We start from the raw sequence: 24,849 nt of genomic DNA on the forward strand, positions 1-24,849 counted from the left end.
TACGTCATTCGGCGGCAGCACTTCTCGCGCCGCCGTTCGTATCACGGAGGAGGAGCCACGGTGGGTTCGCACGACAGCGAGAAGACCGCGACGCTCGACGGCAGAGCCGCGGTGGTGACCGGGGCGGGCGCCGGACTCGGCAGGGCGGAAGCCCTCGCACTCGCCGAGGCCGGGGCGGCGGTCGTCGTCAACGACATGGGCAGCGCGGCACACGATGTCGTGGACGAGATCGTCGGCGCCGGGGGCCGTGCCGTCGCCGTCACCGGCGACGTGTCCGACTGGGAACTGGCGGCGAGCCTCGTCGACACCGCCGTCCGGGAGTTCGGGAGCCTCGACGTCCTCGTCAACAACGCCGGCATCCTCCGGGACCGGATGCTGTTCAACCTCAGCGAATCCGACTGGGACGATGTGATCCGCGTGCACCTCAAGGGACACGCCGCGACGTCGCGCGCGGCGGCCGTGCACTGGCGGGCTGCCAGCAAGAGTGCGGGCGGGCCGATCTTCGGCAGGGTCGTCAACACCTCGTCCGAGGCGTTCCTCTTCGGGTCGGCGGGACAGCCGAACTACTCCGCGGCGAAGGCCGGGATCACGGCGCTCACGCTCTCGACGGCACAGGGACTCGCGCGCTACGGCGTGCGCGCCAACGCGATCTGCCCGCGTGCGCGGACGGCGATGACCACCGAGGCCTTCGGAACGGACGCCCCGGGCGAGGGTCTCGATCCGCTCGCACCGGAACGCGTCGCGAGCCTCGTCCGGCACCTCGCGTCGCCCGCCTCGGACGAGATCACGGGACAGGTGTTCGTCGTCTACGGCACGATGATCGCCCTGATGCAGGCTCCACAGGTCGAAAAACGCTGGGATGCCGCGGGTTCCGAGTTCACCGCGAGCGAGATCGACAGCGCGCTCAGCGGATACTTCGCGGGCCGGGGACCGTACGAGACGTACTCGGCGTACTCGGTCGCCGAACTCGAGAAGGGCGCACTCGACATCGAGTGACGACCGGCCCCGCCGGGCCGGGCCCCAGCTACACCATGACCTATCGTCGGGGCATGACGCAGACCACAGCAGCCGATCCGCAGATCCCCGCGACGCACTCGGCCTGGGTCGCGCGGCAGCACGACGACGCCGTCGACCTCGCGATCGAGTCCGTGACCACCCCCACCGCCGGTGACGGCGACCTGCTCGTGCGCGTCGAGTGGTCGGGCGTGAACTACAAGGACGCTCTCGCCGTGACGCCTCGCGGCGGAGTGGTGCGGGAGTACCCGATCGTTCCCGGTATCGATCTCGCGGGCGTCGTCGTGGCCAGCGGCGACCCCTCGATTCCGCCGGGCACCTCCGTGCTCGCGCACGGCTACGACATCGGGACGGGCCGCGACGGCGGGTACGCCGAGTACGCCCTCGTGTCCGCGGCGCACGCCGTCGTGCTGGACGGGCTCTCGACGCACGACGCCGCGGCGATCGGCACAGCCGGCTTCACCGCCGCCGAGAGCGTCGACGCGCTCGTGCGCCACGGGGTGGCGACCTCCGACGGCCCGGTGCTGGTCACCGGCGCCAGCGGCGGCGTGGGATCGGTCGCGGTGAACCTGCTCGCCACGCTCGGCTACGAGGTCGTCGCGTCGACCGGGAAGACCGGCGCCCATGCACTGCTCCGCGACCTGGGCGCAGCCGAGATCGTCGGCCGGTTCGACGACGACGCACCCAAGCCGCTCGGCAAGGCGCGCTGGGCGGGAGTCGTCGACGGCGTCGGCGGCGCGACGCTCGCGGAGGCACTGAGCACCGTCCGTTACGGCGGCGCCGTCGCGGCGAGCGGTCTCACCGGTGGAGTGAAGATCCCGACGACGGTGATGCCCTTCATCCTTCGGGGTGTCGCGCTGCTCGGCATCGACTCCGTGCAACTTCCCATCGCACCGCGACGCGAGCTGTGGCGGCGGCTCGACGCGGAACTGCGGCCCAGCGGGCTCATGGCGCTCGTCACCGACGTCGATGCCACGGAGATCGCCGCCGTGCTCGACGAGATCCGCGGCGGTGGGCGCACCGGCCGCACCGCGGTGCGGATCGCGGGGGGCTTCGGCTGAGCACGCCGAATCGGCGCGAACCGGCCCCGGACGCCGGGCGGGGGCGGTTGACTGGGGAGATGACCGAACCGCAGGGAATCGATCCGACGGCGCCGCCGTCGGGAACCGGGTGCGCCGAGTGTCTCGCCGCGGACGGATGGTGGCTGCACCTGCGCCGATGCGCGCAGTGCGGCCACGTCGGCTGCTGCGACAATTCGCCGCAGCAGCACGGCACCAAGCACGCGCGTGCCACCGGGCATCCGTTCATCGCGAGCTTCGAGCCGGGCGAGGAGTGGTTCTACAGCTACGACGACGGCAACTTCTACGAAGGCCCGGCGCTCGCGCCGCCGACGTCCCATCCCGAGGACCAACCGGTGCCCGGGCCTGCCGGGTCGGTACCACAGAACTGGCAGCAGCTTCTCAACTGACGCGGAGGTCACTTCGCCCCACACGCCGGAAGCGTCCGGGTACGGTCGATGGTGACAGCGGCGGAGGCCGTCGGCGCGGCCTCCCCGGCCAACGTCGATGCTCAGGAGGCCCCTGCAATGGCGCACAACGACGTCCCCGGAACTCGCGAGATCCTCTCTCTCGCAGAAATAGTCGGCCCGACCTGCGTGTCGATCTACGTCCCGACGGAGTACGGGATCGCGAACGACTCGGAGATCAACCACACCGCATTCGGCACTCACGTCAAGGCTGCGCTGGAGCAGATCACCGACGACACCGAGCGCGAGCTGTTCGCCGAGCAGTTCGACGCGCTTCTCGAGGACGAGGAGTTCTGGCGCTACCAGTCGCGCACGCTCGCGGTCTTCGCCACCGCCGAACGCCTGCGCGTGTTCCGGCTCCCGAATCGCCTGCCGGAGCACACCTTCGTGGGCGACCGCTACTACATCAAGCCCGTGCTGCGCGCCATCACCTTCCCGCAGTCGGCGTACGTTCTCGCGCTCGCCGAGGGTTCGGTGCGCGTCGTCGAGGTCTCGGCGGACAGCCCCGCGGAGACGATCCACGTACCCGGAATGCCCAAGGACGTCGACTCGTACGTCGCCGTCGATTCGCCGAACGACCGCTCGCCGCGGCGACGGCTCCAGGGCGAGGAGGGGCGCAAGGTCCGCATCCGCCAGTTCGCGCGTGCGGTGGACCGTTCGCTGCGTTCGGTTCTCGGCTACCGCGGCACTCCGCTGATCCTCGCGGCGACCGAACCGACTGCAGGCATCTACCGTTCGGTCACGGGCTACGAGGGGCTGCTCTCGGAGGGCATCGACGGTAGCCCCGAAGGCCTTTCGGACGAAGACCTCGCGGCCCGGTCGCGCACGATCCTCGACGGCCACTACCGCACTCTCGTCGCCGAGTACGCCGAACTGTTCGACACGCGTACCTCGCAGGGCCGTACCCAGGTCGAGATGTCCGATCTCGGCCGGTCCGCGACGTGGGGCCAGATCGACACGCTGTTCGTCGACATCGACTCCGTCGTCGCCGGCACCGTCGACGACGAGGACGGCACCGTCACCCTCTCCGACGAGAACGATCCCGTGGCGTACGGCGTCGTCGACGAGATCGCCCGACGCACGCTGCTGTCGAGCGGCCGCGTCGTCGCACTGCGTCAGCCCGAGATCCCGGGTGGCGGCCCCGCGTCGGCGATCCTGCGCTACGCCCCGTGGCCCACGGATCGTGACCCGGGGTCAGGCCCGCGTTCGTTGCCCGATTCCGGCGACGAACGCGGCCTGACCGGCGTGCTGGAGATCGTCGCTCACGACACTCACGAGTCGCACCCCGAGCGTGACCGGCGGATCCCACGAGGTGTCGACGACGCGATCGAGATCGTCCCCGCTCAGCGTCCGCAGGTACGCGACGGTGCGCGAATGCACCGCGTCGTGATAGCCCAGCAGCAGATCCGGCGCGACGTCCACCTGCCCCACGTCGTACGACGAGTGCCCGAATCCGATGTCGGACAACGGGAACGGCAGCGAGAATCGATCGGCCCAGCCGTCCGTGACCCAGATCTGGTCGTCGCCCGCGGCGTCGGCGACGTGATCGTCCTGCACGCGGGTGAGATGCCAGGTCAGCCACGCGATCGTGTTCGCGTCCGGATCGACGTGATACGTCAGGGCGTCGCGGGGCAGCCCGTCGAGGGTCGCGTGCACCGTCTGCGCGACGCGGTCGAAAGCATCTTCCAGCAGCTGGAGCTGATCCACAGCCGTCCTCCGTTCGTCGGGGCAGTTCCCCTCACTGTGCCCCGGAGGGCTCCCCCGGCGTGCTCGTTCCGATGAGATCTGCGCCCGATGCACTCAGGTCGGCGACGACGCGGCGGATCGGCTCCGGGATCGACACGGGCTTGCGGTTCTCGCGATCGACGTAGACGTGGACGAAACGGCCCGTCGCCGCGAGAACACGCTCGCCGTCGTCACCGACACGGAAGATGGCCGGGCTGTAGACGATCGAGCGCGTCCCGAGCCGCTCGACGCCGATCCCCACCTCGAGCGCATCGGGAAAGCTCAGCTCACGGCGGAACACGCACGCCGTCTCGGCGACGATGCCGATCGCGTCGAGTTCGCGGATGTCGACGCCGCTCGCGGCCATGAGCCAGGCGTTGATCGCCGTGTCGAAGTACGAGTAGTACGCGACGTTGTTGACGTGGCCGTAGTGGTCGTTGTCCGACCAGCGCGTCGGCACCGGCCACAGCACGGCGAAGTCGTCGGGCACGGGCAGCGGAGGCGTAACGGATTCAGCGGGCACGACACTCGACACTAGGACACCCGACCAGCCGTGGGTAGAGTCGGCGCAGCGCCACCGACAAGGGAGCAGTCACCGATGAAGATCACCGGAGCGATCCTCGAAGACGTCGGTCGCGAGCGCCCGTTCGCGCAGACGCGGCCCATCACCGTCGCCGAACTCGACCTCGGCGAACCCGGCCCCACCGAACTGCGCGTGCGCATCGAGGCGGCCGGAGTGTGCCACTCCGACCTCAGCGTCGTCGACGGCAACCGCGTGCGCCCCACGCCGATGCTGCTCGGTCACGAGGCCGCGGGAATCGTCGAGGCAGTGGGCAGCGATGTGACCGACGTTGCCGTGGGCACGCGCGTCGTGATGTCGTTCCTGCCGCGCTGCGAGGACTGCGCGGCGTGTGCAGAAGACGGCCGGCTGCCCTGTACGCCGGGGACAGCGGCGAACAACTCGGGTGAGTTGCTCCACGGCTCGCACCACCTGTCTCGCGACGGCGAACCCGTGCATCACCACCTCGGCGTGTCCGGCTTCGCGACGCACGCAGTCGTCGATCGCGCGTCCGCCGTCCCCGTCGGCGACGACGTCCCGGCCGAGGTCGCGGCCGTCCTCGGGTGTGCCGTACTCACCGGCGGCGGCGCCGTGCTCAACGTCGCGAAGCCCGCTCCGTCCGACACCGTGATGGTCGTCGGGCTCGGCGGTGTCGGGATGGCGGCGATCCTCACCGCTGTCGCCGTCGGCGTCGAGCGGGTGATCGCCGTCGACACGATTCCCGACAAGCTCGACCTCGCACGCGAACTCGGCGCCACCGAGACGCACACGCCGGAGGAGGTCGCCGAGCGAGGAATCAAGGCGCGCTACGTGATCGAGTGCGCCGGCCACGCGCGCGCCTTCGAATCCGCCTTCGCCGCAACCGCTCCCGGCGGAACGACGATCACGGTCGGACTTCCCGCTCCGGACGCTCGCGCGTCGATCTCGCCGCTGACCGTCACCGCCGAGGCCCGCACCGTCGTCGGCAGCTACCTCGGCTCCGCCGTCCCGGCGCGCGACATCCCGCGCTACGCGCAGATGTGGCGGGACGGACGGCTCCCCGTCGACAAGCTGATCTCGTCACGCATCCGGCTGTCGGAGATCAACGAGGCGATGGACCGACTCGCCGACGGACTGGCCGTGCGTCAGGTGATCGTCTTCGACTGATACCTCCCGGGTTGCGCGGCGAGCAGGCCGCGCACACGCTGGACCGGTGCATCTCACCGTCGCCGCCCTGCAGACTCCCGGTACGCCCGGGGACGTCACCGCGAACCTCGCCGAACTCGACGAGGCTGCCGCACGTGCCGTTGCCGGTGGTGCAGGACTGCTCGTGACGCCCGAGCTCTTCGTCACCGGCTACGACATCGGTGACGCCGTCCGCGAGCTGGCGTCACCGTCGACGATCGACGCGGCCGCGGTCATCGCGCAACGCCACGGCATCGCGATCGTGCTCGGCGCACCCGAGCAGTCCGGCGATCTGCTGTACAACACGGCGTTCTTCATCGACGACACCGGCGATATCATTGCGCGACACCGCAAGTCCCACCTGTTCGGCGAACTCGACCAGCGCTACTTCACCGCCGGCGATCGAGCGGCGACTCTCGTCGATCACCGCGGTGTCCGCATCGCCCTGATGATCTGTTACGACGTCGAGTTCCCCGAGAACGTCCGCGCCGCCGCAGCGGCGGGCGCGCACCTCGTCGCCGTCCCCACCGCGCAGATGACGCCCTTCGAGTACGTCGCCGAACACGTCGTCCGCACCAGGGCGTGGGAGAACCAGGTCTACCTCGCCTACGTGAATCACGATGGGCACGAGGGCGATACCGAGTACGTCGGCCGCAGTAGCATCGTCGGACCCGACGCCGGCGTGCTCGATTCCGCCGTCCACGGCCGGGCGCTGCTGACCGCCGTCGTCGACACCGAGGTGGTCGCCGAGGCGCAGCAGCGCAATCCCTATCTGCTCGACCGGCGGCCGGACCTTCCCGTCGCCTGAGTCGGGTTCACGCCTGTTCTGCAGCGAGCCTCACTCCTGTCGTCCGGGTCAGACGGCGGAGCACTGCGGCGACGACAAGGCTTGCAGCAGCGGCAATCGCGACGGCAAGGAATCCGGCGCCGACTCCGTCGAGTGTTGCGGCGGGCCTCGCACCGGAGTGGTGGGTGCGGACGACCGCGGCCATCGCGGTGCCCACGACGGCGATACCGAGAGCACCACCGGTCTGGTTGAAGGTGTTCAACAGCCCGGAACCGACGCCGGCGTCGGCGAATGCGACGTGGCTGGAGCCGATGCCGTAGAGGGGCACGAACGCGCTGGGCAGGCCCGCCCCGATCAACGCCAGCAGGACGATCACCATGGCAGGGTTCTCGGGCCCGGTGGCCAGCGCGGCAGCGCCGACGACCTGAGCAGCGGCACCGGCCGAATAGACACGTACAGGTCCGCGAACGGCGATTGCCTTGGGGATGATCAGGGCGACGGCCAGTGATGCGAGACCCATCGGCAGCAGACTCAGGCCCGCCGGCAGCGGACCGAAGGAGTGCACGTCCTGGAAGTAGATGCTGCCGAGGTAGCTGCTGCTGATCATCACGGCGGAGGCGAACAACAGACCGATGCTGGACGCGAGGTAGGCCGGGATACACAGCAGACGTAGCGGAAGAAGTGGATCGGTGGAGCGGGATTCGAGCGTCCCGACCGCACCCAGGACGACGATCGCGACAGCGAGGAAGATCCACACCTGAGGTCGGCCGGGCCCATCTCGAAGCTCGATCACCGCGTATGTCAGCGCAGCGAGACCGGCGCTGACCGAGATCGCCGTCGGGAACCGCAACGACCGCCGGGGTCCGGTGCGCATGGGGTCGACGGCGCGGTACGCAGCGAGGAGCGCGACAGCGGCGAAGGCCACGTTGATCAGAAACACCCACCGCCAGCCGAGCAGCTCGACCAGCACGCCGCCGACGACGACGCCCAGCGTGGCGCCGAGAACACCGAGTCCACTCCACGCGGTCAGTGCGATCCGTCGCTGGTCTGCGGCGACATAGGTCGTGACGACGATCGACAGAGCGGCTGCGGACAGGACCGCCGCGCCGGCTCCCTGCGCGATGCGGCCCGCAACGAGCACGCCCGCGTCGGTAGCCAGCCCACACCACATACTGCCGGCGGCGAAAAGCACAAGACCTACGGCGAACGCACGGCGCCGACCGATCACGTCTGCGAAGCGGCCACCCAACAACAGCAGGCTGCCGTACATCAAGACGTAGCCGCTGATGATCCACTGCAGCGCAGCTTCACTCGCCGAGAGATCTCGACCGATGCTCGGTATGGCGACGTTGACGACGGTCGCATCGAGCATGACTATCAGTTGCGCCATCCCGACGACTACCATCGCCGTCCAGTCAGGAGCGACCACCGCGTCGTCTTCGCCTCCGAGCTCCCCCCCCCCCCCCCCCCCCGCGAAGAAGGGACGGCACCACTGGCGTTGGCTTTTTCAGTCATTCGAGGCTCCTTTCCCGAGCAAGTTCACTGCATGTGCATGAATTATAAGTATCGAGTCGGTGTACCCTCAGGGCTGTGGAAGAGAACATGTCGTCGGCGGACCGCTGGCTCGCGCTGGTGCGTGCGTACGAATCCTCGACAGCGCGGATCGAAAGAGTTCTCACACGCGACCATCACCTCTGCGTCAGCGCCTACGAGATAATGGATCGCATTGCGGAAGCCGGCACATGGGTGCGGGTGGCGGACCTGACACACACCGTTTCGCGGAGCCAATCACAGATTTCGCGACTGGTCGTGCAGTTGATCGACGCCGGCTACATCGACCGAGAGCGCGACCCCAGCGATGCCCGTGGATCTCGCGTTCGACTCAACGCATTGGGCAAGAAGGCATTCCGAGCAGCAACCGCCGACGTGAACACCGAACTGCGGCACCTGGTGGACAACGACCACCTCCTCGCCCCTTGGCTCGGCGCCAACGCTCCCACCTCCACTCCGTAGCATCGTCTGTGGCGGATCGGGCTTCGTCGACCCCTTCGCGTGCGGGTGCCACCGACCGCTCGGCCGCCACCGCCCGCCCGAGCGCGGCGAGGCTACGTGAGCGACAGCTGTCCACAGGTCTATGGTTATCCCCAGCTGCGAAAATGGGTCTTGTGTCGAACGGGTGTGCGATATAGGTTTGTCGCATGGGGTCGGGGGATTCACACACAGCAAACGGGGCACCGTGGCAACTCGGTGACGACGAGCTGCGTGCCGAGGTGCTCGATGTCTATGCGGAGATCGCTCGGTTGCAGGCGCGGGGTATCGAGCTCATGGGTGAGGTCGTAGAGCGCGGCATCTCCGGTGAGGACGGGTTTCGGGATGCGGGGTCGTGGCTGGCGTCGCGGACGATGCTCGAAGCCGGTGAGGCGCGGCGGGTCGTCAATCTCGCGGTGAGTCTGCGCTCGCAGCCGGAGATCGCTGCTGCTGTTGCGGAGCAGCGGGTGTCGCCGACCCACGCGCAGATGATCTGCGATTTCTTCGAGGCGCCGCCGTCGCTTCTCGCAGCGCTCGCGGAGGCCGACCCGGACGAGTACGCGACGGTGGCGGCGTTCTGCCGTGACGCGTTGTTGGCGGCGGCGCTGCCCGGTCCGGGAACGACGACGGCGTCGGTGCGGCGAGCGAAGGAGCGGCTCGAGATCCGCCTGGATGCCGAGTCCGATGGTCCGCCGACGCGCGAACGCGAGGACCTCAACCACCTGTCCGTCTCTCACACGCTGCACGGGCGGGTGGTGGTACACGGCAACCTCGATGCGTTGTCGGGTGAGATGCTGCTGACGGCGTTGTCGAAACTGTCTGCACCCCAGCCCGCCGAGGACGGAACACCCGATCGCCGCTCACCACAGAAACGCCGCGCGGATGCGTTGGTCGAGGTGTGCCGCCGGTTCCTCGACTCCGGTGACGCCGGCGTCGAGGCGGGTGAGAGCCGCACGTGACGGTGTTGGTGAACCAGCGAGATCTCGAGCGCCGTGCAGACACTGCCGCGGAGAGAACGAACGTGTCGATCACAGCACTGCTCGACGGCATCGGTCTGCCGTGGGCGCCGTGGGGCGCGACCATTACTCCGGAGACTGCGCGGGCGGTCGCGTGCGATGCGCAGGTGACCCCGATCGTCGTCGACGGCAACGGGGTTCCGCTGAGCATGGGCCGCACGACGCGACTGGTCACTCCGGCGCAGCGCCGGGCACTGGTGGTCCGGGACCGCGGATGCGCGTTCCCGAACTGCACCGCACCCGCGAGCTGGTGCGAAGCGCACCACATCACGCATTGGGCCGACGGCGGCCCGACCGACCTCGAGAACATGGTGCTGCTCTGCGGCAGCCACCACCGCCATGTTCACCACAGCGAGTGGACGATCACCTCGACACCGCGAGGTCGGCCGACCTTCACACCACCGGGCGCCGAACCACCGGTATCCGACCCACCGGACCGGCCACCGGGTGCTTCGCGGACGGCCGCGGCGTGATCACCAGGTCCGGGGATTCGTGCTGCGCCTCAACGCCGTTGGTCGTAGGCAATCACCGCGACGTGCAGCGAGAGAACCGAATCGGGGTCCGAGAGCGAGACGCCGAGAATCCGCTCGATCCTGTCGAGCCGCGCGTAGAGCGCCGGGCGGCTCAGGTGCGAGCGACGGGAGAGCTCGGTCTTGTTTCCTCCGCTACGGAGGAATGCCCGCAACAGATCGAGCAGGCCGCCACCCCGGCTGGCCTCGTGCGTGAGCAGCGGCTGCAGCTCGGATTCGACGAACGACTGGACGCGCTGATCGTCGCCGAGCAGATAGAGCAGGCCGTGGATGCGCAGCTCCGACGTCCGGTGGAACGGCCGCGATCGCTCCGCGGGCAGCGACGACGCGACATCGGCGGCGTGCGCGGCCTCCGGAATCGAGCGGCCCGCGATGCTCAGCGCGGCGTCACGCCGCCCCACTCCCACGACGGCCGTGTCGCCACGTGCCCGCGCGAGTGCCGCCGCGACGTCGCCGAGCACGGCATCTTCGTCCTCGCTGTCGGTGGCGAGGATCGCCGCGACGTCGTCGTCCGCCCACATGCCGGTGAGGACCGAGCAACCCGCGGAACGTGCTGCGGCAGCTACCTGTTCGGCGAGACGGCGCCGCTCCGCCTGAGCGGCGGTACGCGAGCCCTCACCTCGATCCCGCGCACGAACGACGACGGGCACGTACCACCGCTTCGGCACGAGACCGAGCGCCTTCGCAGCGGCGATCGCTTCGGCCTCCGAGGACGTGGCCCCCTCGGCGAGGTCACCGAGGAATCCACCCTGCGCGAGGAACTCGAGCCCGAAACGTTCGCGCTCGATCATGCGCGCGAGCTGCAACGCCTGCGCCGCACGCTCGATCGCCGTCCGCGCCGCGACGGGATCGTCGGCGGACAACGGCAGCACCAGCCGCGCCCACGGAGCCTCCGCACCGCCGACGGGTGTCGTGACCCACTCCGCGTCGTCGAGCCGCGACCGCCGCTCCCAGTCCTGCAGCAGCGCAGCCGTCGTCTCCCCCACTGCCGTGTAGGCGAGGACGCGGTGGTGCAGGTCCTCGAGGACGACGGACCCGCCACACAGCGCCGCGGTCCGCTCGACGATCGCGGGAGCCTGCTCGTTCTCGAGACTCGCATGCGTGAACGCCTCGTGCACCGTCTGCGAGAACCGGATGTGCCGGTACTGCTCGTCGATTATCATCTGGTGCACGAGTTGAGTCACCGCGACGAAGCGCACCTCGGCGTGCAGAGCGACGAGCGGCAGACCACGCTCGCGCGCAGCGGCCACCATGTCGTCCGGAAGCGCCCGCAGGTGCGCACCGAGTTCCACGACGAGCCCCGAGGCACCTGCGTCGGCGAGCGAGACCACGAGGCGTGGCGCGGCAGCGGCGTCGTGCACGAAGGCGAGGCCGGTGGTGAGGACGAGTTCGCCGCCCTCGAGGAGCCTGCCGATCTCGCCCACCTCGGCGACGTGCACCCAGCGCACGGACGCCGACAGCGACTCGCTGCCCGCGAGCACGTCGGGCGTGGCCGCTGCGACGACGGACAGCGCCAGAACGTCGGCCACCGTCACGGTCACGGTTGCGCTCCTCACCTCGCCGTCATGGACGAACCCGCATTGACAGATCGTAAACCAATCGCTCCGATTCGATACGAATCGCAGGGTGCGGACGGCGGCGCGACCAGGCACGCTGAAACCCGGACCGGCACGCAGCCGGACTCGACCCCGCAGCGTTCAGGAGAACTCACGTGACCCCTACCGTCAGCCACTGGTCCGATGGCAAGCCGTTCGCCGGTACGGGCGACCGCACGGCGCCGATCACCAATCCCGCGACGGGAACGGTGACGGGCGAGGTCGCACTCGCCGGCGTCGAGGACGTGCGCGTCGTCGTCGAGGCCGCAGCGGCGGCGTTCCCCGCGTGGCGCGACACCTCGCTCGCGCAGCGCACGGCCGTGATGTTCCGGTTCCGCGAACTGCTCAACGCCCGCAAGGGTGAGCTGGCGGAGATCATCACGCGCGAGCACGGCAAGGTGCTCTCCGATGCGCTCGGCGAGGTCAACCGCGGCCAGGAGGTAGTCGAATTCGCCTGCGGTGCAGCGCACCTCCTCGAGGGCCGCTTCACCGAGAACGCCTCGACGAAGGTCGACGTGTACTCGATCCGCCAGCCGCTCGGCCCGGTCGGCATCATCTCGCCGTTCAACTTCCCCGCGATGGTGCCGATGTGGTTCTTCCCCATCGCGATCGCGGCCGGCAACACCGTCGTCGTCAAGCCCAGCGAGAAGGATCCGTCGGCGTCGCTGTGGCTCGCCGAACTCTGGGCGGAGGCAGGACTTCCCGCAGGCGTGTTCAACGTCGTGCAGGGAGACAAGGTCGCCGTCGACGAACTCCTCGAGAACCCCGCGATCAAGGCGATCAGCTTCGTCGGGTCCACCCCGATCGCGCAGTACGTGTACGCGAACGGGACGGCCAAGGGCAAGCGGGTGCAGGCGCTCGGCGGTGCCAAGAACCATGCCGTGATCCTGCCCGACGCCGATCTCGATCTCGCCGCGGACGCGATGGTCAACGCGGGCTTCGGCTCGGCGGGCGAGCGCTGCATGGCGATCTCGGTGGCGGTCGCCGTCGGCGACATCGCGGACACCCTGGTCGAGAAGATCGCCGAGCGGGCGCGGTCGGTGAAGACCGGCGACGGTACCGGCGACGCCGACATGGGTCCGCTCGTCACGCGCGAGCACCGCGACCGGGTCGCGTCCTACGTCGGTGCGGGTGAGGAGTCCGGCGCCACCATCGTTCTCGACGGCCGCACCGTCGAGGCGGACGGCGGCACCGACGGCTTCTGGCTCGGCCCGACGATCATCGATCATGTCACGCCCGACATGAGCGTCTACACCGACGAGATCTTCGGCCCCGTCCTCTCGGTCGTCCGCGCGGCGAGCTACGAGGAAGCGCTCGACCTCATCAACGCGAATCCGTACGGCAACGGCACCGCGATCTTCACCAACGACGGCGGCGCCGCTCGGCGCTTCCAGAACGAGGTCGAGGTGGGCATGGTCGGCATCAACGTGCCGATCCCGGTTCCCATGGCGTACTACAGCTTCGGCGGCTGGAAGAACTCGCTGTTCGGTGACACCCATGCGTACGGGGCCGAGGGCGTGCACTTCTTCACGCGGGGCAAGGCGATCACGAGCCGCTGGCTCGATCCGAGCCACGGCGGAGTCGATCTCGGCTTCCCGCAGAACGTCTGAGCAGGAAGGACTTCGGCACATGAGCACCTCCATCTCCTCCGATGCGCTCCCCAACGGCCTCTCCGTCGCCGACGCGAGGGCCGAAGCGGCACGCGCGTACGAACTGGACCGCGCACACGTCTTCCATTCCTGGTCCGCGCAGGCGAAACTCACGCCGATGACGATCACGGCGTCGTCCGGCTCGTACGTCTGGGACGGTGACGGCAACCGCCTCCTCGACTTCTCGTCGCAGCTCGTGAACACGAACATCGGTCACCAGCACCCGAAGGTCGTCGCCGCCATCGCCGACCAGGCCGCGAAGCTGTGCACGGTCGCACCGCAGCACGCGAACGCCGCGCGCTCGGAGGCGGCGCGGCTCATCGCGTCGCACACGCCGGGCGAGCTGAACCGCATCTTCTTCACCAACGGCGGCGCGGATGCCAACGAGCACGCCGTGCGCATGGCGCGGCTGCACACCGGCAAGTACAAGGTCCTCTCGCGGTACCGCTCGTACCACGGCGGCACCGAGACCGCGATCAACCTCACGGGCGACCCGCGGCGCTGGCCGAACGATCACGGCAACGCCGGGATCGTCCACTTCTTCGGGCCGTTCCTCTACCGCTCGCAGTTCCACGCCGAGACGCAGGAGCAGGAGTGCGAGCGCGCACTCGAGCATCTCGAACAGACCATCGCGTTCGAGGGGCCGTCGACGATCGCCGCGATCCTGCTCGAGACGATCCCCGGGACCGCGGGCATCATGGTGCCGCCGCCTGGATACCTCGAAGGCGTTCGGGCACTGTGCGACAAGTACGGCATCATGCTCATCGCCGACGAGGTGATGGCCGGATTCGGCCGTGCCGGAACGTGGTTCGCGATCGATCCGTCCGGCGTCGTACCGGATCTGCTGACCTTCGCCAAGGGCGTGAACTCCGGCTACGTCCCGCTCGGTGGCGTTGCCATCGCGCCACACGTCGCGGCGAGCTTCGACGACGTCGCCTATCCCGGTGGGCTCACCTATTCGGGCCACCCGCTCGCGACGGCAGCGGCGGTCGCGACGATCCGCGCGATGGAGGACGAGGGCATCGTCGAGAACGCCGAGCGCGTCGGCCGCGAGATCCTCGGTCCCGGGCTGCACGAGCTCGCGGGCAAGCACGACGTGATCGGCGAGGTCCGCGGGACCGGCGTCTTCTGGGCCGTCGAACTGGTGACGGATCGCGTGACGAAGGAGCCGCTCGCGCCCTACGGCGGCACGAGCGAGGCGAAGGGCCGCTTCGTCGCCGAGTCCAAGAAGCTCGGACTGCTCTCGTTCGTGAACTACAACCGCACCCACGTCGTCCCGCCGTGCACGGTCTCCGACGACGAGGCGCGCGAGGGGCTCGCGATTCTGGACGAAGCGCTCTCCCGCATCTGAATCGCCCGCATCCGAGCCGACCCCCCCGGCATCTCCGGTCGGCGAGAGAGAAAACCGATACCCCTGGGGGTACCTGTACGATGGACGTCGACAGGTACCCCCAGGGGTATGACTCGTTGCGAGGAGGACTCTCATGTGCCGTGCCGTTGCGTGCAGGTCATGCGGTAAGACGACGTGGGACGGCTGCGGTCAGCACGTCGACGAGGTGATGGCGGGCGTGCCACGCGCACAGCGGTGCACGTGCGAACACCCCGATCGTTCGGGCGGCGGATTCTTCTCGTCGCTGCTGCGGAGGTGACGACGATGCGCACGGTGATCATCGGCGGCGTCGCGGCGGGAATGTCGGCCGCCACCCGGCTGCGCAGGGCCGACGAGACGATGGACATCGTCGTGCTCGAGCGCGGTGAGCACGTCTCGTTCGCCAATTGCGGACTCCCCTATCACCTGGGCGGCGCGATCGCAGACCGCGAGGACCTGCTGCTGCAGACGCCGCAGAGCCTGTACGACCGCTTCCGGCTCGACGTCCGTGTCCGGCACACCGTCGAGCGGATCGACCGCGCCGAACAGGTCGTCCACGTGCGCGACTCCGCAGGCGAGACCTACACGCTCGGATACGACGCACTCGTCGTCGCCACAGGCGCGCATCCCGTGACGCCGCCGCTGCCCGGGATCGAGCGCGCCCACCGGTTGCGCGACATCGCCGACCTCGACCGGATCGTCGCTGCGCTGGACTCCGGCGACACCCCGCCTCGCACCGCCGCGGTGCTCGGTGGCGGGTTCATCGGCCTCGAGCTGGCCGAGAACCTCACTCGGCGCGGCGTCGCCGTGACCGTCGTCGAGCTCGCCGATCAGGTGCTCGCGCCGCTCGATCCCGAAATGGCCGCGCCCGTCCGCGACCGGCTCGAGGCCAACGGCGTCACCGTCCGGCTCGGCGCAGGTGCACGCGAGATCGGTTCCGACACGGTCGTTCTCGACACCAGCGAGAGCATCGATGCCGACCTCGTCGTCTCGGCCGTCGGGGTTCGGCCCGAGTCGACGCTCGCCCGCGAGGCGGGCCTCGAGATCGGCGAGCGCGGCGGCATCGTCGTCGACGAGCAGTTGCGCACCAGCGATCCGGCCATCCACGCGGTGGGCGACGTCGCCGAGAAGCGCGACGCCGTCTCGGGCGAGCAGACCCTCGTTCCCCTCGTTCAGACGGCGAACCGGCACGGGCGTCTCGTCGCCGACGTCGTCACCGGGCGGCACACCTCGACGGCCCCCGTCCTCGGGACCGCGATCGTGGGAGTCTTCGGGCTCGCCGCGGCAACCGTCGGCTGGAGCGCGAAGCGCCTCCGGGCGGCGGGCAGGCCCTACCGAGCCATCCACACGCATCCCGCCGACCACGCCACCTACTACCCCGGTGCGGCGACGCTGTCGCTCGAGTTGCTCGTCGATCCCGCGACCGACACGATCCTCGGCGCCCAGGCGGTCGGTGAGGCCGGCGTGGACAAGCGGATCGACGTCATCGCGACCGCGATGCGCGGCGGACTCCACGCGAGTGAACTCGCAGACCTCGAACTCGCCTATGCGCCGCAGTTCGGGTCGGCCAAGGATCCCGTGAACATGCTCGGCATGATCGCCGACAATCTCGCGCAGGGCGTCACCGAGACCGTCCAGTGGCACGAGGTGGAGGACGAGATCCTCGCAGGCACGGCCGTCGTGGACGTCCGCACTCCGGAGGAGTTCGCGTCGGGCTCGCTGCCGAAGGCCGTCAACGTCCCGCTCGACGAACTCCGCGAGCGACTGGACGAGGTTCCCGGCGGGCGCGTCGTCGTCACGTGTGCCGTGGGGCAGCGCGGACATTCCGCCGCGCGGATTCTGCGTCAGAACGGTCGCGACGCGGTCAACCTCGACGGCGGAGTACGGACCTGGGCCGCGGCGACCGGGCGGTGAGCGCGTTCAGTGCGCGCCGCTCATGTTGAGCACGACGACGCCGGACACCACGAGCGCCACGCCCGCGACCTTCGCCGCCGTCAACGGCTCGTGCAGGAACAGGGCGCCGATGAGCACGATGAGCGTGGTCCCGAGGCCGGCCCAGATGGCGTAGCCGACGCCCACGTCGAGGCCGCGCTGGATGGCGCGCGACAGCATGAGAAAGGCCACGCCGTAGAGCCCGAGGCACGCCACCGACGGCCACAGCTTCGTGAATCCTTCGGTGAACTTGAGCAGGGAGGTGGCACCCACCTCGGCGACGATCGCCAGTGCCAGATACAGAAACACCATTGCGCTCTCCTCGGGCGTTGCGCCGTCCTCGTGTCACCCGTGTCGGGCCGTGCACCAACGTACCGAAGCCCTCGACCGTCCGGACGGTCGGCGCGACGTCGTGACAGGCACTGTGACCTGAAACCCGCAGCTCGGTGCGTAATCGACCCCACCACGAACGGCGTAGGATTCCGCCGGTCTCGGGCGTAACGTCGCTTTCATGCAGTTCACGCGTACGACGGAACTCGGCCTCCGGCTCGCGATGATTCTCGCGGCAGCCGCTGCTACCGGAGACCGCGTCACCGTCGGACGTATCGCTGCACGACTCGGGACGAGCGAGCGGCAGATCACCGATGTGGTCGCCGCGCTCGCACAGCACGGCGTCGTCGACGGACGACGCGGACGCGGCGGCGGGATCGCTCTCACCGAGCACGGCCACACGATCGACATCGGCGTGCTGGCCCGATCGCTCGACGCAACTGCCGACGTTGCCGACTGCCCCGGTCACGGGCCCTCGTGCACCGCGTGCGGGCTGCGACGGCTGCTCACCGCGGCACGCGAGGCCGCGTATCGCGAACTCGACGGGCACACGCTCGCCGAACTCGCGGCGTCCCCGACGGCGCGGCCGTTGCAGCTTCGCGCCCGCTGAGCGATCGCTCTTTCATCGAAGGCCGAGAGGATCACCCGTGTCTGCTCCCACCGCGATACCCCCTACCCTCAGCACGTCCGAGACGGCGCTGCTGACCGCGACGCTGCCCGTCGTCGGGGGCGCGATCGACGAGATCACGCCGGCGTTCTACCGCAGGATGTTCGGCGAGCATCCCGAACTGCTGCGCAATCTGTTCAACCGCGGCAATCAGGCACGCGGGGCACAACAGCGTGCACTCGCGGCATCGATCGTCACCTATGCATCGGCGATCGCCGCGGGCGACGGCACGCCCCCGATGCTGTCGCGGATCGCCCACAAACACGCATCGCTGGGGGTCACCGAGGCGCAGTACGAGATCGTCCACGACTGCCTGTTCGCGGCGATCGTCGAGGTTCTCGGTGCCGACGTCGTCACCCCGGAGATCGCCGCGGTGTGGGATCACGTCTATTGGCTCATGGCCGCCGACCTGATCCGCGCCGAGAAGGAGCTGTATCGGCAGTCGAACGTCGAGCCTGGCGACGTGTTCTGCGTCGCCCGCGTGACGAATCGCGCATCCGACGGCCACGACCGGGCCGTGTTCACGCTCGAGTCCGACGACATCGCACGGCCGTTGCGCAGCTACCGTGGCGGACAGTACATCTCGCTGGGCGTTCATCTCCCGGACGGAGCACGGCAGTTGCGCCAGTTCAGCCTGGTCGGCGACGGACGGCCCGAGCGGTACGTCGTGGCCGTCGAGCGCGCCGGCGGCGACGGACGGCCCGACGGCGAGGTCTCGAATTTCCTCCTCGATCACGTCTTCGCGGGTGATCTCGTCGACGTCACCGTGCCGTTCGGCGAGCTCACCCTCGACGGCACCGGCCACTCGCCGCTCGTGATGGTGGCCGCGGGCATCGGCATCACCCCGATGCTCGCGATGCTGCACGAGCTCGCCGAGCACGACCGCGACCGCTCCGTGCACGTCCTCCACGTGTGCGAGTCGTCCGACACCCAGCCGCTCCGCCGCGAGCTCCTCGGCGCACTGGGCGGCCTCGGCAACGCGACGCTGACCGGAACCGCGGCACTCGATCCCGATCGGCTCCGGGCCGTCGCCACGATCGACGACGCGCATGTCTTCCTCTGTGGCGGAACGCGTTTCCTCCAGGGAGTTCGCGACGACCTCCGCCGCTGGAACGTGCCCGAGGAGCGCACGCACTACGAGCTGTTCGGGCCGAACGACTGGCTGCTCGGCACGAACTGATCCGCCCCGTAGCCGGACGCGCGCTACTCCCTGGCCGCCGCGAGGCCGGGCGCGACCGCGGGACCCTCCCCCGCGGCAGCCCGGACCTCGCTGCGCACCCGCTCGTGCAGTTCGACGAACTCCGGCGTCCGGCGCAGCAGCGACGGCCCGAGTTCACGTGGGAGATCGACGGCCAGGTCGAGCGCGATCCGTCCCGGCCGGGCACCGAGGACGATCACGCGCGATCCGAGCAGAACCGCCTCTTCCGCGCTGTGCGTCACGAAGACCGTCGTGCGTCCGCTCGCCGCGCCCAGCGCGAGGAAGTCCTCCTGCAGCCGTTCGCGGGTGAGCGCGTCGAGCGCCCCGAACGGCTCGTCCAGCAGCAGGACCTCGGTGTCGTTCGCATAGGCCCGCGCGATCGCGACGCGATGCTGCTGCCCACCCGAAAGCTCCCAGATTCTGCGGTGCGCGACGTCGTGCAGTCCGACGGATTCGAGCAGTGCGTCACGGCGCGACGCCCGCTCGCCGCGTGGCACGCCCGCGTAGCGCAGTGCGGTGTCGACGTTGCCGCCCACCGTCTTCCACGCGAACAACCGCGGTTGCTGAAACACGACGCCGCAGCGTCCCGGCTCGGGCTCGCCCCCGGCAACCCGTACGGCCCCGTCGGTCGGCGACTCGAACCCCGCGATCAGCCGCAGCAACGTGCTCTTGCCGCATCCCGAAGCCCCGACGAGGACGGCCGACTCGCCCCGCGAGACGGTGAGGTCGATCGGCCCGAGTGCGACGACGGCGTCTGCGCCGCGGCCGTATTCGTGACGAACGCCCGCGACCTCGATCATGGCGTCCGCGCCGTCACGACCCGAGGGCATCCGGCAGACCTTCGGTGTAGACGGCGTCCTCGAAGACCGACAGCGGCGGCGCTGCATCGATCTGTCGTTGCGATGCAAGGAATTCGGCGGCGGTGTGCAGATTCACCGCGACGTTCCCGACAGCGCCGTCCGTTCCCAGCCATTCGGGGGACGCCACCTCCGCCGGTGTGAGGAACACGCCCTGCGACAGCTGATCCGCGGCCTGCTCCGGTGTGATGCCGATCTGCTCGGCCACCGCCGCGGCGGCCGCCTCGCGGTCGTCGGCGATCGTGTCGAGCGCCCTGGCCTGCACCGAACGCCATGCGTCCACGGCCTCCGGGTTCTCCTGCGCGAACGCCGTCGACACCACTCCGAGGTCTAGCGTGGGCTTGCCGTCGGCGGCGAGTTCGCGGCACGTGATCAGTGTGGTGCCGGACGTCCGCAGCTCGTCGAGGGTGGGGAGCCACGTGTAGACGGCGTCGATGTCGCCGCGCTCCCATGCCGCGAGCGACGCCTGCGGCTGCAGGTCGACGAGTTGGACGTCTCCGGGAGCGATTCCGGCGCGGTCGAGCGCCGCGAGCAGGCTGTAGTGCGCGGTCGAGGCGAACGCCGTCGCGATCCGGCGGCCACGCAGGTCCTCGACCCGCTCGATTCCCGTTCCCTCGCGGGCGACGAGCGCTTCGTTGTCGCCGGCGACGTCGAGGACGAATGCGACCTGATACGGGATGTTCAGCGGCGCCGACAGTCCCCGTGCGACGGGTGACGATCCGATCGCCCCGAAGTCGACCTCGCCGGCGAGGAACGCAGTGTTGATGTCGGCGCCGGAGTCGAACTTCGTCCACACGATGGTGTAGTCGGGCAGCGCCTCCTCGAGCCAGCCATTGTTCTTGACGACGAGATCACCGCTCGGGAACGTCTGGTACGCAAGACGAATAGTCGGTTTCGACGTGTCGCCGGACGCGTTGTCCACCGAGCACCCCGCTGTGAGGACTGCAGCAGCGACGGCGCCTGCGGCGACGAGCCGGGTGACGAATCGGGACGATCTCATGGAAGTGCCTTTCGTGTGGATGACGCGTTCAGCGACCGCGCCACGGCGCGAGCCCGCGCTCTGCGCGACGCAGCAGCGCGTCGATGATCAGCCCGGAGAATCCGACCGCGAAGATGCCGACCAGAACGACGGGAGTGTTGTTGTAGTTCGAGGCGTCCTTGACCATCCCGCCGATGCCGGGGATGCCGTTGAACAGTTCCGCGGCGACGACGGACGAGTAGGCGATGCCGACCGCGAGCCGAATCCCCGTCATCGTCTCGGGGAGCGCGGAGGGCAGCACGACGTCGCGCAGGACGTCACGGCGCGAGGCGCCCAGTGCCCGTGCCGCCTCGACGAGTGCCGTCGGAGCGCCCGCGACTGCCGTCGTGGTGGCGACAGCGACGGGCGGGAGCGCCGCGAGGGCCAGCAGGGTGATCTTGGGTGCCTCGTCGATACCGAGCCAGATGACGAGCAGGAAGAAGTACGCGAGCGGAGGCAGTGCTCGGAGGAAGGTGAGCCACGGTTCGAGAAGCTGCCGCACCCAACGGATCCGGCCCATCGCGACCCCGAGCAGCAGTCCCAGCACGATACCGACGGTGACGCCGAACGCGACGCGGCGCAGCGTCATGTAGAGGTGCTCCCGCAGCAGATAGCCCTGGTAGCCGCGCACGCCGTCGTTCGTCGTCGAGACCTGGACGACGGCGTTCCACACCGACGACGGCTGCGGCACGAACGTTTCGCTCCACAGCCCGGTCGCGGCGAGCGCCTGCCATGCGAGGAGAAACGCGACGACCGAGGCGCCCGAGATCGCGGCTGCGGCGAGTCTCGGCCGCCGCGAACCACGGATGCGGCCGGGACGGCCACGTGCGGGCGCCGCAGCGACGGACGACATACGTGCTCCTGACGGCGCGGGAATTCGGGGACGCATGTTTGTACCCCGGCATCCACGAGGTGAGAATCGTTCCGCTCAGCGTGATCCGAATGGTGTCGCCGCCCACTCCTCGCGAGCGACGGTCCGCCGGCATGGCATCATCCGTCACGGTCGGCGATCCGGCCGACGCTGTCACGACGGTGGGGGGATTCGAATGGACGGCAGCTACCCGGCGGGGTGGTATCGCGACCCGCGCAGCACAGAACATGCTCGGTGGTGGAACGGCACCTCGTGGAGCAGTCGCTCCGTGGCGCTCGACGGCGAGCCGTCCACATTCGACGGACCGGTCCGCCTCGACGAGCCCACCCCACCTGCGAGGCCGATGCGCCTGCGCGAATCCACCACCGCCACATGGACTGTGGGCCGTCCTTTCGTCCCGTACGCACAGATGGCGCTCGCGGCGTGTGGCGCTCTCCTCGTCGGACACTTCGGCCCGTGGGCGGAACTGTTGGGCGACAGACTCGTTCGCATCGATACCTACGGTGACGGCTGGGCAGCACTCGCGCTGATCGCCGCCGCCGTGACAGCACTCGGCGTGACGCTCGCCGCCGACCGCGTCTCTACGTGGATCCGGTGGATTCCTGCGACCCTCGGCGCGGTTGCGTCGGTGGTCGCGATCGTCGATGCCCGGACGGTCACGGGGCACGCCGTCGAACGACTCGGCATCACGGTCTCGGCGAGCCTCGGATGGGGGCTGCTGCTCACCCTCGTCGGCGCCCTGACCCTCACCGCGACCGGCGTCGCGGTGGGACGCCTCGCGAACAGGACATGACCTCGGTCATATATTCGTTCCACCTGGATCTGTTCGAGTGCTCAGATCATATGATGCACCCATGGAGGCGAACATCGATCGCCTCGCTGGGGGAGGGGACCGCCGATGACGACACGCCGACCCAACCTTGCGCGGGACATCGGGTGGGTCCTCATCGCCGTCTCGCTGTCCTACATCGTCATGACGCTGATTCTCGGGCCGTCCCCAGTCTGGATCCCTGCGGTGATTGCCGTCGGCGGCATTGCAGGAACCGTGATCCGCCACCGCCGCACCGACGCCCGCTGACCTCACGAGTCTCGGTGATCGAGACTCCCGCCCGGGAAGCCGATATCGCCGAATACGTTGCGGCGCATCGTCGTCTTCCTGGAGGTGGTCGTGCGCCGCACCGTTCTCGCCCTCGGTATCGCCGCTGTTCTCGTCTCGGGCGGTTGTTCCTCCGAGCCCACCGACGACGACGCGACGCCTGGCACGCTGTTGTCGACGACCATCCCCGGCGCATCGGCAGTCCTCCCTTCGGCCGGGTACACGACGCTCGTCACCTACACCTCGGAGAACGCCGTGGGCGCCGCGACGATGGTCTCCGGGACGGTGTCGGTTCCGTCGTCGCCGCCACCGGAAGGTGGGTATCCCGTGCTGTCCTGGGCCCACGGGACGAGCGGCTACGCCGACGCGTGCGCGCCGTCGGCGGACTTTCCCGGTGGCCCGGTGCACGACTACTTCTCGATCGCCACAGCGATGCTCGACGAGTGGGTTCGCGCCGGGTACGCCGTCGTTCAGACGGACTACGAGGGACTCGGGACGCCCGGCGGGCACCCGTACATGAACGGCGCGAGTGCCGCGAACACCGTCGTCGACATCGTCCGGGCCGCCCGCGAGCACGACGACGACATCGGCGCGTCGTGGATCGTCGCCGGGCACAGTCAGGGCGGCCAGGCCGCCCTGTTCACGGCCGAAGCCGCTGCCGAGCGGGCACCCGAACTCGATCTCCGTGGCGCGGTGGCGATCGCACCGGGCGGAATTGGCCTGGCGCGGACTGTCGAGTACGTGCAGGCAGGCGGTCCCGGAGCCGAAGCGGCCGAGGCGTTCGTCCCGTTGCTCGTCCTCGGGGCGGAAGCCGCCGACCCGACGCTGCGCGCCGACGAGATCCTCACCACCGATGCGGCTCCGCTGCTCGACGCAGCCCGGACCGGCTGCCTGGCCGACCTGCGCGAGGTGCCCGCGATCGCACCGCGCGACGTGTTCCGCGCCGACACGGACCTCGCGGCCCTCGGTACGTACCTCGATGCGCAGGACCCGTCGACGACCCGCCCCGCCGTGCCGACGATGATCGTGCAGGGCAGCGCCGATGTCCTCGTGCCGCAGTCCGACGCGGACGCGCTGGCGCAGGTGCTCTGCGGCACCGGCGACGTCGGCTATCGGGTGTACGACGGCGCAGATCACCGCAGCGTGCTCGACGCCTCGCTCGCCGACGTCGTCGCGTTCGCCGAGTCCGCTGTGCAGGACCGCGCCGTCACCGGCGGCTGCGCGGTCCGACCACATCGGTAGATGCGAGCGCGCTGCGCAGAGAACGTGGTGCCCCCAGTCGGGTTCGAACCGACACTGTGCGGATTTTAAGTCCGCCAGTGTGTCGAGCCGAGGCGAGCCGAAACGCGCTGACCTGCACCGAAGCGAGCGGGTGCGAGCCAGAATGACCCCCAGCGGCGCGCGACTTGTGACAACTCCGTGACAACTTTCGGTTCGATCACTCGCCGTCGCCCTCCTCTCTGCCGCCCTTGCGCCACGCGAGTAGCTCGAGTTCCCACAGCAGCCAGTCGTATCGGTTGTCCCGCTCCCCCTCGTCCATGCACCATTCGACGCACCCGGGATGCACCTGGTTCCCTCGCGCTCGCGCGCTTCCGTTTGGTATGCACAGCGCATGAAACCTCGCACATTCGTCGCGCTCGTCGGCGCGCTCGTCGCAGTCGGTGGAGGCGCCGCGACCGAGAGTGTCGCCGTCATGGTCGTCGGCTTCCTCATCTTCATCGGCGGAGTCTTCGTGAAGTGGCCGCAGAGCGCCGAGGCGCGCGAGCAGGACGATGCCGAGAAGGCTGCGAAGCAGGCCCGCCGTGACGAGCGGGTACGCGCGCTCGCACGCCGCGTGCGCCGCTAGATACGACGAATCGCCCCCACCCGCGAAGGGTGGGGGCGTTCTCGTGCGCGGCTCAGTAGCTGCGGAAGGTGAG

The 24,849-nt window shown here is 69.4% G+C and carries 24 protein-coding genes and 3 pseudogenes; 19 read left to right on the forward strand and 8 right to left on the reverse strand.

From position 1 onward, the window contains the following. Positions 1–60 precede the first annotated feature (60 nt). From RR1_RS12850 to RR1_RS21635, 4 genes and pseudogenes are all read left to right on the forward strand, one after another. Complete coding sequence (locus RR1_RS12850) at positions 61–996, forward strand: 3-oxoacyl-ACP reductase (RefSeq protein ID WP_010837211.1); 936 nt, start codon at positions 61–63, stop codon at positions 994–996. A gap of 53 nt (positions 997–1,049) precedes the next feature. Further along, positions 1,050–2,075 (forward strand): acrylyl-CoA reductase family protein, encoded by a 1,026-nt coding sequence (locus tag RR1_RS12855; RefSeq protein ID WP_010837210.1) that lies wholly within the window; start codon positions 1,050–1,052, stop codon positions 2,073–2,075. A 59-nt stretch (positions 2,076–2,134) separates the two neighbouring features. Next, positions 2,135–2,482, forward strand: coding sequence for a UBP-type zinc finger domain-containing protein (locus RR1_RS12860; protein WP_010837209.1), 348 nt, complete (start codon positions 2,135–2,137; stop codon positions 2,480–2,482). Between the two features lie 117 nt (positions 2,483–2,599). Next, a pseudogene (locus RR1_RS21635) lies at positions 2,600–3,469 on the forward strand (baeRF11 domain-containing protein); the annotation flags it as partial. Between the two features lie 264 nt (positions 3,470–3,733). Here the strand turns inward: RR1_RS21635 and RR1_RS12865 are convergent. Both RR1_RS12865 and RR1_RS12870 read right to left on the reverse strand, forming a co-directional pair. Next, complete coding sequence (locus RR1_RS12865) at positions 3,734–4,246, reverse strand: mycothiol transferase (protein WP_071990709.1); 513 nt, start codon at positions 4,244–4,246, stop codon at positions 3,734–3,736. A 31-nt stretch (positions 4,247–4,277) separates the two neighbouring features. Further along, positions 4,278–4,787 carry an acyl-CoA thioesterase gene (locus tag RR1_RS12870; protein ID WP_051111079.1) on the reverse strand — a complete coding sequence of 170 codons (510 nt, stop codon included), beginning with the start codon at positions 4,785–4,787 and terminating at the stop codon, positions 4,278–4,280. Positions 4,788–4,862: 75 nt separating this feature from the next. Here RR1_RS12870 and RR1_RS12875 point away from each other — a divergent pair, with 75 nt between their 5' ends. Beyond that, complete coding sequence (locus RR1_RS12875; RefSeq protein WP_010837206.1) at positions 4,863–5,969, forward strand: zinc-binding dehydrogenase; 1,107 nt, start codon at positions 4,863–4,865, stop codon at positions 5,967–5,969. A 46-nt stretch (positions 5,970–6,015) separates the two neighbouring features. Further along, the gene (locus RR1_RS12880) at positions 6,016–6,795 is read left to right on the forward strand and encodes a carbon-nitrogen hydrolase family protein (protein ID WP_010837205.1); all 780 of its coding nucleotides are present in this window, start codon (positions 6,016–6,018) and stop codon (positions 6,793–6,795) included. A gap of 7 nt (positions 6,796–6,802) precedes the next feature. On the opposite strand, the gene RR1_RS12885 is transcribed toward RR1_RS12880, so the two are convergent. Further along, positions 6,803–8,164, reverse strand: a complete 1,362-nt coding sequence (locus tag RR1_RS12885; RefSeq protein WP_169847044.1) for an MFS transporter — start codon at positions 8,162–8,164, stop codon at positions 6,803–6,805. 200 nt (positions 8,165–8,364) lie between these two features. Between RR1_RS12885 and RR1_RS12890 the strand changes: the two genes are divergently transcribed. Together RR1_RS12890 and RR1_RS12895 are read left to right on the forward strand one after the other, a co-directional pair. Continuing rightward, a complete protein-coding gene (locus tag RR1_RS12890) occupies positions 8,365–8,787 on the forward strand; it encodes a MarR family winged helix-turn-helix transcriptional regulator (protein WP_010837203.1) in 423 nt (140 codons plus the stop codon). A gap of 185 nt (positions 8,788–8,972) precedes the next feature. After that, positions 8,973–10,291 (forward strand): annotated as a pseudogene (locus tag RR1_RS12895) (HNH endonuclease signature motif containing protein). Between the two features lie 29 nt (positions 10,292–10,320). Here the strand turns inward: RR1_RS12895 and RR1_RS12900 are convergent. Further along, positions 10,321–11,889, reverse strand: coding sequence for a PucR family transcriptional regulator (locus RR1_RS12900; protein ID WP_010837200.1), 1,569 nt, complete (start codon positions 11,887–11,889; stop codon positions 10,321–10,323). Positions 11,890–12,059: 170 nt separating this feature from the next. On the opposite strand from RR1_RS12900, the gene RR1_RS12905 reads away from it, so the two are divergent. The 4 genes from RR1_RS12905 to RR1_RS12915 all read left to right on the forward strand — a co-directional run bounded on the left by RR1_RS12905 (position 12,060) and on the right by RR1_RS12915 (position 16,875). Beyond that, on the forward strand, positions 12,060–13,553 hold the full coding sequence (locus RR1_RS12905; RefSeq protein ID WP_010837198.1) for a CoA-acylating methylmalonate-semialdehyde dehydrogenase: 1,494 nt from the start codon (positions 12,060–12,062) through the stop codon (positions 13,551–13,553). A gap of 19 nt (positions 13,554–13,572) precedes the next feature. After that, a complete protein-coding gene (locus RR1_RS12910; RefSeq protein WP_010837197.1) occupies positions 13,573–14,943 on the forward strand; it encodes an aspartate aminotransferase family protein in 1,371 nt (456 codons plus the stop codon). A 133-nt stretch (positions 14,944–15,076) separates the two neighbouring features. Next, positions 15,077–15,241 (forward strand): DUF8730 family Cys-rich protein, encoded by a 165-nt coding sequence (locus RR1_RS23200; RefSeq protein WP_503826419.1) that lies wholly within the window; start codon positions 15,077–15,079, stop codon positions 15,239–15,241. A 5-nt stretch (positions 15,242–15,246) separates the two neighbouring features. Beyond that, complete coding sequence (locus RR1_RS12915; protein WP_040772416.1) at positions 15,247–16,875, forward strand: FAD-dependent oxidoreductase; 1,629 nt, start codon at positions 15,247–15,249, stop codon at positions 16,873–16,875. Between the two features lie 6 nt (positions 16,876–16,881). On the opposite strand, the gene RR1_RS12920 is transcribed toward RR1_RS12915, so the two are convergent. After that, complete coding sequence (locus RR1_RS12920) at positions 16,882–17,205, reverse strand: DMT family transporter (protein ID WP_010837195.1); 324 nt, start codon at positions 17,203–17,205, stop codon at positions 16,882–16,884. Between the two features lie 199 nt (positions 17,206–17,404). Between RR1_RS12920 and RR1_RS22900 the strand changes: the two genes are divergently transcribed. Both RR1_RS22900 and RR1_RS12930 read left to right on the forward strand, forming a co-directional pair. Then, entirely contained in the window at positions 17,405–17,833 is a 429-nt protein-coding gene (locus RR1_RS22900; protein ID WP_010837194.1) for an RrF2 family transcriptional regulator, read from the forward strand. 37 nt (positions 17,834–17,870) lie between these two features. Continuing rightward, positions 17,871–19,070, forward strand: coding sequence for a globin domain-containing protein (locus RR1_RS12930; protein WP_010837193.1), 1,200 nt, complete (start codon positions 17,871–17,873; stop codon positions 19,068–19,070). 23 nt (positions 19,071–19,093) lie between these two features. On the opposite strand, the gene RR1_RS12935 is transcribed toward RR1_RS12930, so the two are convergent. The 3 genes from RR1_RS12935 to RR1_RS12945 are packed head-to-tail and all read right to left on the reverse strand — an operon-like array spanning position 19,094 to position 21,816. Further along, the gene (locus RR1_RS12935) at positions 19,094–19,918 is read right to left on the reverse strand and encodes an ABC transporter ATP-binding protein (RefSeq protein ID WP_010837192.1); all 825 of its coding nucleotides are present in this window, start codon (positions 19,916–19,918) and stop codon (positions 19,094–19,096) included. Continuing rightward, positions 19,902–20,945, reverse strand: coding sequence for a taurine ABC transporter substrate-binding protein (locus RR1_RS12940; RefSeq protein WP_010837191.1), 1,044 nt, complete (start codon positions 20,943–20,945; stop codon positions 19,902–19,904). The genes RR1_RS12935 and RR1_RS12940 overlap by 17 nt, the downstream gene beginning before the upstream one ends. A gap of 28 nt (positions 20,946–20,973) precedes the next feature. Next, positions 20,974–21,816, reverse strand: coding sequence for an ABC transporter permease (locus RR1_RS12945; protein ID WP_010837190.1), 843 nt, complete (start codon positions 21,814–21,816; stop codon positions 20,974–20,976). A gap of 193 nt (positions 21,817–22,009) precedes the next feature. Between RR1_RS12945 and RR1_RS23130 the strand changes: the two are divergent. From RR1_RS23130 to RR1_RS12965, 5 genes and pseudogenes are all read left to right on the forward strand, one after another. Then, a pseudogene (locus tag RR1_RS23130) lies at positions 22,010–22,090 on the forward strand (DUF2510 domain-containing protein); the annotation flags it as partial. 12 nt (positions 22,091–22,102) lie between these two features. Continuing rightward, on the forward strand, positions 22,103–22,627 hold the full coding sequence (locus tag RR1_RS12950) for a hypothetical protein (protein ID WP_238558941.1): 525 nt from the start codon (positions 22,103–22,105) through the stop codon (positions 22,625–22,627). A gap of 105 nt (positions 22,628–22,732) precedes the next feature. Next, a complete protein-coding gene (locus RR1_RS12955) occupies positions 22,733–22,912 on the forward strand; it encodes a hypothetical protein (protein WP_010837188.1) in 180 nt (59 codons plus the stop codon). Positions 22,913–22,969: 57 nt separating this feature from the next. Next, complete coding sequence (locus RR1_RS12960; protein WP_010837187.1) at positions 22,970–24,172, forward strand: lipase family protein; 1,203 nt, start codon at positions 22,970–22,972, stop codon at positions 24,170–24,172. A gap of 319 nt (positions 24,173–24,491) precedes the next feature. After that, a complete protein-coding gene (locus RR1_RS12965) occupies positions 24,492–24,776 on the forward strand; it encodes a DUF7555 family protein (RefSeq protein ID WP_420803100.1) in 285 nt (94 codons plus the stop codon). The last annotated feature ends 73 nt before the right edge of the window (positions 24,777–24,849 follow it).

It is taken from the genome of Rhodococcus rhodnii NBRC 100604 (genome assembly GCF_001894925.1).
Taxonomy (GTDB): domain Bacteria; phylum Actinomycetota; class Actinomycetes; order Mycobacteriales; family Mycobacteriaceae; genus Rhodococcus_F; species Rhodococcus_F rhodnii.